Raw genomic sequence first — 10,402 nt, 5'->3', positions numbered from 1 at the left:
GAAAAATGTCTTCGATGCCATTCTGGCTCTTCGAGAATTTGAAACGGACGGAAAACTTTTTGCCGTACAAATTGATTTTGAGAAGTATTTCGATAATATCCCATCTTGGTATCTGAAGAAAAAAATTAATGACGCCGAAAAGATAAGCTTAACCCCACATGAGCGTTATATTTTTGAGAAATTTCTACACCATCGCTATTCCCCGTATGATACCTATCAGATGGGAAATCACACGCGTCGAATTCACGGAACTCCGCAAGGGTCTTCAGTTTCTCTTATTTTAGCAAACCTAGCGAATCACGATTTGGATACAGCCCTATCCGCGTCTTCTGGCAGATTTGTGCGTTTCGCCGATGATGTTGTGGCCCTCTGCAGCGACTACTCTCAGGCGCAAGAATTAGAGCGTTGCTTTGTCGAACATTGCAGAATTAGCGGATTGAAATTGAACGCGGATAAGTCACCAGGGATTGCGGTAATTTCAAACTATAGTCAGGAAATGAGAACGTACCCTCATTTTGATTATTTAGGATACCGATTCACAGTTAGCGGCCTTACGGTTCCCGAAAAAACTGTCAAACGATTAAAGACTAGGGTGTCACGCCTAGTGAATATATACCTGAGCTACTACCTAAAAGATGGATACAATAAATCTAGATCGTCTACCGCAAAACCGAATTACGATTGGGATCTTTTGGGGCTTATATACGAACTTAGAAATTCACTTTATGGAGGACTTGCCGAGGGAGACCTGGCGGATTTCATAAATTTGGGACGCAGGCTTAAGGCAATGAAGGGGCTGATGGGCTTCTATTGCTTAATTGACGATCCCGCACCCCTTCGTAATCTAGATGGCTGGATGCTCAGCATTGTTCGTAGGGCTATGGTGAACCGTAATGCAATACTGAGCGCAAACTACGGCCACAGCTGCATAACTCCGACGAATGCTGAATTGGCAACGGGCAAGTGGCTGGATCCTGCAGCTTGGAAAGGGGGTGTCTTACCGGACGCCCGTATGCCGAGTCTGGTCAGAGGTTGGCGAGCCGCAAGGAAACACTTCTTTACCTTCGGATTAGAGCAGGTCGAAGCGCCCGGATACGATGTTTATGCCGACATCACCAAACTGTTCTAGGCTCGCTGCGGGAGGCGACCAAGTCAAAGTACCACCATCTCTTGGGAAAGATTTGGTGGGTGCGCACAGGATTGAACTGTGGACCCGCTGATTAAGAGTCAGCTGCTCTACCAACTGAGCTACGCACCCACTCGGCCGGCAAAAACCGGCGTTGGCGGGCATATAGCCGCCACCATCGGTCCTGTCCAGCCCTGCCGGAATCATTTCCCGACAAATCGCTTAAGTGCCGCACATGGTCAGACGAACAGTCTGCCTTCCGCAACCTTGACCGCGTTGCCGCCAATGCGCGCCGAGGCCAGTTTTCCGCCTTGCACGGTCAGTTCGAGGCGGATGCGCGAAGGCCGGCCCATCTCCAGCCCCTGCTCGATCCACAGCTGCGAAATGCCGTCGGTCGGTGCGTCGAAATGCATGATGGCACCGGCAAAGGCCGCAGCCGCCGAGCCGGTCGCCGGATCCTCGTAGGAAGGCGTGCCGGGCACGATCATGCGCACATGGAAGCCGCTCTCGTGGTTCACCGTCTCGCGGCAATAGACATAGGGACTGGCGAAGGCCCACTCGCTCTTGCGCGGCGCCAGTTCCGACCAGGCCTGGTTGTCCAGCCGGATCCGGCCCGCCGCCTCGAGATTGGCAACCGGGATCGTCACATAGGGCACGCCGGCCGACCAGAACGCGACACGGTGATTCTCGAAGCCGATCTCGTGCGGCGTCAGCCCAAGGGCGGCACCGATCGCCTCCGGATCGGCCTCGAGCTTCAGCGCCGCCGGCAGCTTCGCCAGGTCGAACTCGGCAAAAGTGTTGCCGTCATGCTTGCTGACGGCGCACCGCACCGGGCCGATGTTTTCCTCCAGCACGAAGATGCCGGCGCCGCCCTCCTCCGCAAGTTCGGCCAGCGCGATCGCGGCGCCGACCGTCGGATGGCCGGCGAACGGCATTTCATAGTCGGGGGTGAAGATGCGGATGCGGTTTTTGTGCTTGGGATTGTCCGGCGGCAGGACGAACACCGATTCGGACAGGTTGAATTCGCGCGCGATGGCCTGCATCGCGGCCGTGTCCAATCCCTTGCTATCGAGCACGACGGCCAAAGGATTGCCGGCCAGTCGCTCGGTCGTAAACACATCGTAAAGCAAGTAATTCCGGGTTTTCATTCCTGCCTCAATCCCAACATGGGCGAAATTTAATTTGATATTTGAACCAGTAAGCCTGATCTGTGCACAGATAGGGACATTGCGCATTATAGGGGTCCAGCGTGGACCAGATTGTCAATCTGCCAAAGACGGAATCGGATTCCGCCATCGAGACGGCGCTCGGGCTCGACATGACGGGTCGGCGCAAGTCGCGCCGTCGCGGCTGGCTCTATGCGCTGCTGGCGCTGATCGTGCTCGTCGCCGGGCTTGGCGTCTATCAGTGGTATGCCGGCTCACCGGCCAGGATTGACTACACCACCGTGCCTGCCGCCAAGGCCGACCTCACCGTCGCGGTGTCGGCGACCGGCACGCTGCAGCCCCTCACCCAGGTCGACATTTCAAGCGAACTGTCCGGCATCATCCGCTCGGTCTCAGCCGAGGAGAACCAGCAGGTCAAGAAGGGTGACGTGCTGGCGACACTCGACACGGTGAAACTCGAAGTCCAGATCGAGCGCGCCGAAGCTTCGGCCAAGGCCGCCGCCGCCAATGTCGAGGACGCCACGGTTACGCTGGCCGAAAACGAGAAGGCGCTTGTCCGCGCAGCAGCGCTGACCAAGCGCGGCATGGCGACAGACCAGTCGCTTGAAGCAGCAACCGCCACGCGCGACCGTTCCAAGGCAGCGCTCGACAGTGCGCAGGCCAACCTCGCCATCGCCCAGGCCGACCTCAAGGCGCAGCAGACCGACCTTGCCAAGAGCACCATCTATGCGCCGATCGACGGCATCGTGCTGACGCGATCGGTCGATCCCGGCCAGACGGTTGCCTCCTCGCTGCAGGCGCCGGTGCTGTTCATCATCGCCGCCGATCTCAGGAACATGGAACTGGTGGCGGCGGTCGACGAAGCCGACATCGGCGCGGTCAAGTCAGGCCAGCATGCCCGCTTCACCGTCGATGCCTTCCCCGAGCGGCCGTTCGATGCCGAGATCCGAGACATCTCCTATGCCTCGGTCACCACTGACGGCGTCGTCACCTACAATGCGCGACTCGAGGTCGACAACAACGAGCTGCTGCTGCGGCCCGGCATGACCGCCACCGTTTCGGTCGTCACCAAACAGGCCAAGGACGTGCTCACCGTACCGGCCACCGCCTTCCGCTATCGTCCTGCCCAGCAGGCCGCCCGCGGCTGGAGCCTCAGCGACCTGTTCACCGGCCGCATGGGCCGCCCCGGCGGCAACCGCCAGCGCCAGGCCGCCACAGTGCCCACCGACGGCTCGCGCACGCTCTATGTGCTGGAGAACGGGCGTCCGCACCCGGTCAACGTCAAGATCGGCTCCACCGACGGCGAACTGACCGAGATCATTTCTGGCCTCGACGAAGGCGCACAGGTCATCACCGCGTCGCAGCAGCGGAGCTGATGTCGTGGCCGCCGGTGCTGCCCTCATCACCTTCGACAAGGTCTGGAAGAGCTATGGCCAGGGCGAGGCCAAGGTGCATGCGCTGGCCGGCGTCGATCTTGCCATCCGGCGTGGCGAATTCGTCGCCATCATGGGGCCGTCCGGTTCCGGCAAATCGACGGCGATGAACATCATCGGCTGCCTCGACACGCCGACGGCCGGAACCTATTCCTTCATGGGCATCGACGCCGGCCGCCTCGACCGCAACCGCCGCGCCATGCTGCGCAACCTCTATGTCGGCTTCGTCTTCCAGGGCTACAATCTGCTGGCCCGCACCACGGCGGCCGAAAATGTCGAACTGCCGCTGATCTATCGCGGCGTGGCCGCCCGCGAGCGCCGCGACCTTGCCATGCAGGCCCTGGCGGAGGTCGGCCTTGTCGGCCGCGAGCACCACACGCCGGCCGAACTGTCCGGCGGCCAGCAGCAGCGCGTGGCGATCGCGCGCGCCATCGTCACGCGGCCGACGCTGCTCGTCGCCGACGAGCCGACCGGCAACCTCGACACCGCCCGCACGCACGAGATCATGGAGTTGCTGACGCGGCTCAACAAGGAGCTTGGCCTAACCATCGCCATGGTCACCCACGAGGCCGATGTCGCCGACTATGCCGAACGCACCATCCGCTTCCTCGACGGCCATGTCGCTTCGGATTCCAGGAAGCTGGAGATCGCACAGCCATGATCTGGGAAACCGTCCGCCTGTCGCTGCGCTCGATCCGCCGCAACGTGCTGCGCTCGTTCCTGACCTTGCTCGGCATCGTCATCGGCGTTGCCGCCGTCATTGCCATGCTCACCATCGGCTCGGGCACCACGCAGAAGGTCAAGGCCGACATCTCCAAGCTCGGCAGCAATCTTTTGGTCGTCCGCTCCGGTCGCCCGGCCGGTCCCGGCGGCCCGGGCGGGCTCGACCAGGTGGTGCGTCCGCTGGCCGAAAAGGACCTGGCGGCGCTGGTTGCGCATCTGACTGGCGCCCGCGCCATTTCGCCGGCTTCGCAAAAGCAGGTCCGGGTCATCTTCGGCACCGAGAGCCTGACCTCGGGCGTCACCGGCACCGACAGCGCCTATCTCGATGCGCGCGACTGGAAACTGGTGTCGGGCCGCCCGTTCAGCGATTCCGAAACCCGCTCGGGCACCGGCGTGTGCCTGATCGGCGAGACGGTGCGCCAACAATTCTTCGGCGCTGGCGATCCCGAGGGCGAGATCATCCGCGTCAACCGCACCTCCTGCAAGATCATCGGCCTGCTCGAGCCCAAGGGCTATACCGGCTTCGGTCAGGACCAGGACAATGTCGTGCTGATGCCGCTGCACGCCTACCAGCGCCGTATCGCCGGCAACCGCGACATCGACAACATCTACATCGCCGCCGACGACCGCACGCCGACCAGCGAGTTGCAGCCGCGCGTCGAGGACATTCTGCGCGACGCCAGACGCATCACGCCCGATCGTGAAAGCGATTTCGCCATTCGCGACATGACGCAGATCGCCGACGCCATGGCCAGCGCCACCACCACCATGACCGGCATGCTGGGCGCGGTCGCCGGCGTCAGCCTTTTGGTCGGCGGCATCGGCATCATGAACATCATGCTGGTGTCGGTCACCGAACGCACCCGCGAGATCGGCATCAGGCTCGCCATCGGCGCGCATGAAAAGCACATCCTCATCCAGTTCCTGGTCGAAGCGACGGTGCTGTCACTGCTCGGCGGCATCATAGGCATCCTGATCGGCCTGGCGCTGGCCGGCCTCGCCGCGGTGACGCTGACCATTCCCTTCGCGCCGAGCCCGGCGGTCATCCTGCTCGCCGTCGGCTTTTCCGCGCTCATCGGCATGGTGTTCGGCTTCTTCCCGGCGCTGCGCGGCGCCAGGCTCGACCCGATCGACGCGCTTAGGCACGAATAGGGCAACCCGGCCGGAACGCGGCCAGCGCTCCAACCGGTTTTGCACAGCCTTCGGTGTTTCCACCCTGCCCGCCACTGTCGCCGCGCCGTTCGCGATGCTAGGGCAATTCACCCTGGGTGGAGGAATCGCGGATGAGCAAGAAGGCGCGACTGATCCTGGCAATGGTCATCATCGAGGCTTTCCTTGCAGGCATCTGGTGGTATCTCGCCCGCTACGGCCTCGCCAATCCCAATCGCGTCACCGCTGACTTCCAGGCAGTCGTCGGCCAGACGATGGGAATGGCGATGGGCGGCTTGCTGGGCATCGGCTTTATCCTGTTCCTCGTCGCCGCCCGCAACGATCGCAACGCGGCGCAGAACAAGACGCGCCCTTAATTCCCGTTTGCGAAATGCCACTCGATCAGCGGCTTCATGTGCGGCGAGAGCCCATCCGGCAAGTCGGCGGCGTGGCGGATGATCACCGGCTCCTCGATCTCCGGCTCGGTCTCGGTGGCGACGAAAGCACTGATGCGCCTGGCGATCTCGTCGGCGGGTGCCGTCTCGTGATAGCGGCGGAAGATCACTGTGCCGCTGTTGGTCGACATGGCGTGGTAGCGCTTGCCGCGTTCCGCGCCTGACAGGTCGAGACCGGTTTCCTCGCGCACCTCGCGGATCATGTTGAAATCGACATCGACCAGCCCATCGCGAAAATCGACAGGCTCGAACGAGCCGGCGGCGAAATAGACGCGGCCGGCGTTGACCGTATGCGGCCCCATGCGGATCGCCACCAGCGCATTGTCGGCGGCCACCAGCATGGCATGCGCATAGGCATGCTCGGCGCCCGAATTCTCGCGCCGTTTCCGCCACAGCATGAAAGTCGAGTAGTTGACCGCATGGCAGCGGCCGACGAGACGGCTGTCGCGGTAGGCGAGTTGTGACAGCAGCACCACCATGCCGTCGAACAGCGCCGGATTGGCAGCGATTTCGTGCTGCCAGTTTTCGGCAATCGCCTCTGCATTGTCCCTTGCGAAGGGATGCGGGCCAGGATCGAGCCGGACGTCGATGTCGTCGACCGGCAGGATGACGTTGCGCGGCAGGTCGAAACTCATGCGTATCAGGCCCCGATATTGCTTACCGGGACAACGTCCAAGGTAATGGCCACCGGACAATGGTCCGACGCCTTCGGCCGGTCCCAGCCGGCGCGCGGAAACCGCTCCACTTCCTGCCCCGGCGGAAAGATGGTGCGCCACGGCTGGCCATTGCGAATGATGTCGGGAACAGCCGTCGCGTTGCTGGCGGCGAGCCCCTTCGACAGCAGGATGTAGTCGAGCTGGCACAGATGCCGCTCTTCCGGTCCGCGCGTGTGGTAGAAACTCCAGCGGTTCATCTCCGGCCGTCGCTCGACGACGTTTTCGCAAAAGCCGCCTGCCGTCAGCACGTTGATGCAGGACAGGGCTTCGTCGACCACCTCGAAGCGGTAACCGTCGATCGCATCGCCGGCTACCTTCACGCGCTGGCGATAATCATTCATGTCGCCGCAGATCGCCCAGCGTTTGTCGGCGGCATGCTCTCCACCGAAACGCTCCTCGATGATCCGTCGCACCGCTTGTGCCTCGGCGATGCGCACCGGCATCGTCGCTTCGCGCCCGTCGAGCCCGTTGCGCGGCGAGCCCATCGACTTGAAATGCACGAGGTAGAGCGTCAGCGGAACGCCACCCACGGTGACGTCGATCTCCAGGCAGTCGCGCCGGAAAATGCGCTCATTGGCCTGATTGCCGAGTGCCTCCAGCTCCGGCGTGTGCAGCCCGAACTGCTCGTAGGTGACATAGGCGTGGCTGGTCATGCGCACGAATTCGATCGGCTGGCCCTGCGCGGTCTCATTGCGCATCATCACGGCCACGTCGATGCCGCGTGAATCATTACCCGATGTGGTGTATTTCTGCCGGTAGCCCTGCCCCACCATCTTGAACAGATAGCCATATTCGAAGGCCTTCAGCGCCTCGATGTTGTCGACCTCCTGCATGCAAATGATGTCGGCACGGGTGGCAGCGATTGCCAGCGCCGTCAGCTGACGCGTGTCGTCGGACTGGGCGATGGCGCGGGCCTGCTCCAGAATCCTGTATTCCGCCTCGCTCTGGATATCGAACAGCGCCAGCGTTCGATCCTCGTTGAGCTGGTTGCGATAGCCGGAATAATCGAACCTGTTCATCAGGTTCTCGACATTGAAGGTGGCAAGGCGCAGCGACATGCCATGAGCTTTGCCCGCAAGTGCTTCGGAAAACAAGCGCACAGGACCACCATCTGAGATCGATTGGTCCTGGGCGCGTTCGCGTCATGGTTGACGGAACCTTTCCGTTCATCCGCCGTTCAGATGCAAACATCCATTGTCGCCCCATTCCTCGGGTGGGCGTGGGGCCTGTAACTCTTGGAGAGTGCAATGAATTCGCTCTTTTCTTCCACGGTCAAATCGGGGCTGATAGCCTTGGGTATCCTCTCCGGCGTCACGGCACCGTCCGCCGCCGGGCCGCTCATGCAGCCAGACCTGTCGATTCCCAGCAGCACGGCGGCGCCGAATGTCACGCCGGTCCGGGATAGCTGGGCGGGCGGCAACAACAACCACCAGTACAATGACAATTGGAGATGGCGCCGGTCGGGCAATTGGGACGGCGGCCGTCGGCACTGGCACGGCGGCGGCAGTAACTGGAATGGTGGAGACAACTGGCGTTGGCGCCATGGTCGCCATCACTATCGCGGCGGTCGTTACTATGATGATGGCGCGAGTGCCGCGATCCTTGGCCTTGGCCTGGGGCTGGGCCTCGGCAGCATGTACAACAATTACGACTACTACGACCGGCCGGCGCCGCGCCGCTACTACCGCGCGGGACGGCTTTCGAGCGCCCATGTCCAATGGTGCTACAACCGCTACCGGTCGTACCGGGCCTATGACAACACGTTCCAGCCCTACAACGGCCCGCGCCAGCAGTGCTACTCACCCTATTGATGCGCTGGCCCTGTAGCTGAGCTGACCGACAGAATGAAAAACGGCGCCGCGTGGCGCCGTTTCTTGTTCATGGAAGCTGCTGTTTTCGAGGGCTTGTGGATTTCGCTCAGTTCTTCGCCTTGTCGACCAGCTTGTTCTTGGAAATCCACGGCATCATCGCGCGCAGCTTGGCACCGACTTCCTCGATCTGGTGGCTGTCGTTGTTGCGGCGGATGCCCTTGAAGCGGGACATGCCGGCGCGGTATTCCTGCATCCATTCCGAGGTAAACTTGCCGGTCTGGATGTCCTTCAGCACGCGCTTCATCTCGGCCTTGGTCTCGGCGGTGATGATGCGCGGGCCCGAGACATATTCGCCCCATTCGGCGGTGTTCGAGATCGAGTAGTTCATGTTGGCGATGCCGCCTTCATAGATCAGGTCGACGATCAACTTGACCTCGTGCAGGCACTCGAAATAGGCCATCTCAGGCGCGTAGCCGGCTTCCACCAGCGTCTCGAAGCCGGCACGGATCAGTTCGACCAGACCGCCGCACAGCACGACCTGCTCGCCGAACAGATCGGTCTCGCATTCCTCGCGGAAATTGGTCTCGATGATGCCCGAACGGCCGCCGCCGACGCCACAGGCATAAGATAGCGCCAGGTCGAGCGCATTGCCCGAGGCGTCCTGGTTGACGGCGACCAGGCACGGCACGCCGCCGCCCTTCTGGTATTCACCGCGCACCGTGTGGCCGGGACCCTTCGGCGCGATCATGACGACGTCGACCGTCGACTTCGGCTCGATCAGGCCGAAATGCACGTTGAGGCCGTGCGCGAAGGCGATAGCAGCACCATCGCGGATATTCGGCGCGATCTCGTTCTTGTAGATGTCGGCCTGCAGTTCGTCGGGCGTTGCCATCATCATCAGGTCGGCCCATTTGGCGGCGTCCGCCACGCTCATCACCTTGAGCCCATCGGCTTCGACCTTCTTGGCGGTCGCCGAGCCGGCCTTGAGGCCGATGGCGATCTCCTTGGCGCCGGAATCCTTGAGGTTGAGCGCATGCGCCCTGCCCTGGCTGCCGTAGCCGATGATGGCGAGCTTCTTGCCCTTGATCAGATTGAGATCGGCATCACGATCGTAATAGACGCGCATTTTGTCTTCCTTCCCGTTTATAAATCAGAGACCTTGCGGCCCGGTTTTTGCTCCGAAAAGAGCGAGAAACTGCTGCGTCGCGCGCGCGGCATCGCCGCCGATCGCCGCCTCAGTCAATTCCAGCCGGTCGCCGAGCAGCAGACGGATCTGCACATCGCGGGCGACCAGCCCGAAAAAGGTGCGGAACGCCGTCTCGGCATCCGCGAAATCCAAAAGCCCGGTCCGTCGGCCGGCCTCAAGCACCGGCTTCAGCCGTTTGGCGAGCGCAAAACGGCCATTCTCCAGCACCACGGCGCCAAGATTGTCCTTGCCTGAACCGGCATGACCGACCGCCACGCGGTTGAGCGCGATCGAGGTATCACTGGAGATCACCTGGAGCCAGTCCGAGGCGAAACGTTCGAGGCTTGCCGTCAGCGAGGCAAGGTCCAGGCCCTTGCCGTCGACCTGCGCCACCCGCACTTTCGAAGCCTGCCATTGCACCGTCGCCGTCAGTAGCCCGTCGCGGTCGCCGAACCATTTGTAGAGCGTTTCCTTGGAGCAGCTGGCGCGGCGCGCCACGGCGGTCATGGTCAACTGATCGCCCTCCTCGACCAGCAGCCGCAACGCTGCGTCGAGCACGGCCTTCTGCCGCTCCGTCAGCGCTTCGCTGGTGTCGATGTCGGGCACGATGTGCAACACGCTCTTCTCTCGAAAGGCA

Annotated in this window: 11 protein-coding genes and 1 tRNA gene; 6 read left to right on the top strand and 6 right to left on the bottom strand. The window is 61.9% G+C overall.

The annotated features are described in order from the left end of the window. Positions 1–1,129 (top strand): reverse transcriptase domain-containing protein (locus tag EN943_RS08070; protein ID WP_164778118.1); only part of this gene is annotated, 1,129 nt, incomplete at its 5' end. 53 nt (positions 1,130–1,182) lie between these two features. On the opposite strand, the gene EN943_RS08065 is transcribed toward EN943_RS08070, so the two are convergent. Together EN943_RS08065 and EN943_RS08060 are read right to left on the bottom strand one after the other, a co-directional pair. Further along, positions 1,183–1,258, bottom strand: a tRNA-Lys gene (locus EN943_RS08065). Positions 1,259–1,365: 107 nt separating this feature from the next. Further along, on the bottom strand, positions 1,366–2,274 hold the full coding sequence (locus EN943_RS08060) for a PhzF family phenazine biosynthesis protein (RefSeq protein WP_127412199.1): 909 nt from the start codon (positions 2,272–2,274) through the stop codon (positions 1,366–1,368). Between the two features lie 101 nt (positions 2,275–2,375). Between EN943_RS08060 and EN943_RS08055 the strand changes: the two genes are divergently transcribed. The 4 genes from EN943_RS08055 (at position 2,376) to EN943_RS08040 (ending at position 5,974) form a co-directional block, all read left to right on the top strand. Further along, positions 2,376–3,668, top strand: a complete 1,293-nt coding sequence (locus tag EN943_RS08055; RefSeq protein WP_127412198.1) for an efflux RND transporter periplasmic adaptor subunit — start codon at positions 2,376–2,378, stop codon at positions 3,666–3,668. A gap of 4 nt (positions 3,669–3,672) precedes the next feature. Next, the gene (locus EN943_RS08050; protein WP_013531071.1) at positions 3,673–4,386 is read left to right on the top strand and encodes an ABC transporter ATP-binding protein; all 714 of its coding nucleotides are present in this window, start codon (positions 3,673–3,675) and stop codon (positions 4,384–4,386) included. Further along, positions 4,383–5,600: an ABC transporter permease gene (locus EN943_RS08045; RefSeq protein WP_127412197.1), complete on the top strand. Its 1,218-nt coding sequence runs from the start codon at positions 4,383–4,385 to the stop codon at positions 5,598–5,600. Before EN943_RS08050 ends, EN943_RS08045 begins: the two co-directional genes overlap by 4 nt. 131 nt (positions 5,601–5,731) lie before the next feature. Further along, the gene (locus EN943_RS08040) at positions 5,732–5,974 is read left to right on the top strand and encodes a hypothetical protein (protein ID WP_127412196.1); all 243 of its coding nucleotides are present in this window, start codon (positions 5,732–5,734) and stop codon (positions 5,972–5,974) included. On the opposite strand, the gene EN943_RS08035 is transcribed toward EN943_RS08040, so the two are convergent. Both EN943_RS08035 and EN943_RS08030 read right to left on the bottom strand, forming a co-directional pair. Next, the gene (locus EN943_RS08035) at positions 5,971–6,687 is read right to left on the bottom strand and encodes a hypothetical protein (protein ID WP_127412195.1); all 717 of its coding nucleotides are present in this window, start codon (positions 6,685–6,687) and stop codon (positions 5,971–5,973) included. The two genes, EN943_RS08040 and EN943_RS08035, sit on opposite strands and share 4 nt — an antisense overlap. A 5-nt stretch (positions 6,688–6,692) precedes the next feature. Continuing rightward, positions 6,693–7,826, bottom strand: a complete 1,134-nt coding sequence (locus tag EN943_RS08030; RefSeq protein ID WP_127412194.1) for an endonuclease/exonuclease/phosphatase family protein — start codon at positions 7,824–7,826, stop codon at positions 6,693–6,695. A gap of 189 nt (positions 7,827–8,015) precedes the next feature. Between EN943_RS08030 and EN943_RS08025 the strand changes: the two genes are divergently transcribed. Continuing rightward, on the top strand, positions 8,016–8,579 hold the full coding sequence (locus tag EN943_RS08025) for a BA14K family protein (protein WP_127412193.1): 564 nt from the start codon (positions 8,016–8,018) through the stop codon (positions 8,577–8,579). Positions 8,580–8,685: 106 nt separating this feature from the next. Here EN943_RS08025 and ilvC read toward each other — a convergent pair whose 3' ends face one another. Beyond that, entirely contained in the window at positions 8,686–9,705 is a 1,020-nt protein-coding gene (gene ilvC / locus EN943_RS08020) for a ketol-acid reductoisomerase (protein WP_127412192.1), read from the bottom strand. Between the two features lie 24 nt (positions 9,706–9,729). Then, the gene (locus EN943_RS08015; protein ID WP_127412191.1) at positions 9,730–10,383 is read right to left on the bottom strand and encodes a TetR/AcrR family transcriptional regulator; all 654 of its coding nucleotides are present in this window, start codon (positions 10,381–10,383) and stop codon (positions 9,730–9,732) included. Positions 10,384–10,402 lie beyond the last annotated feature (19 nt).

It is taken from the genome of Mesorhizobium sp. M7A.F.Ca.US.006.01.1.1 (genome assembly GCF_003997935.1).
In the GTDB taxonomy this organism is placed as follows: domain Bacteria; phylum Pseudomonadota; class Alphaproteobacteria; order Rhizobiales; family Rhizobiaceae; genus Mesorhizobium.
The sequence above is the reverse complement of the archived record's forward strand: the minus strand, read 5'-3'. Positions and strand labels throughout refer to the sequence as shown.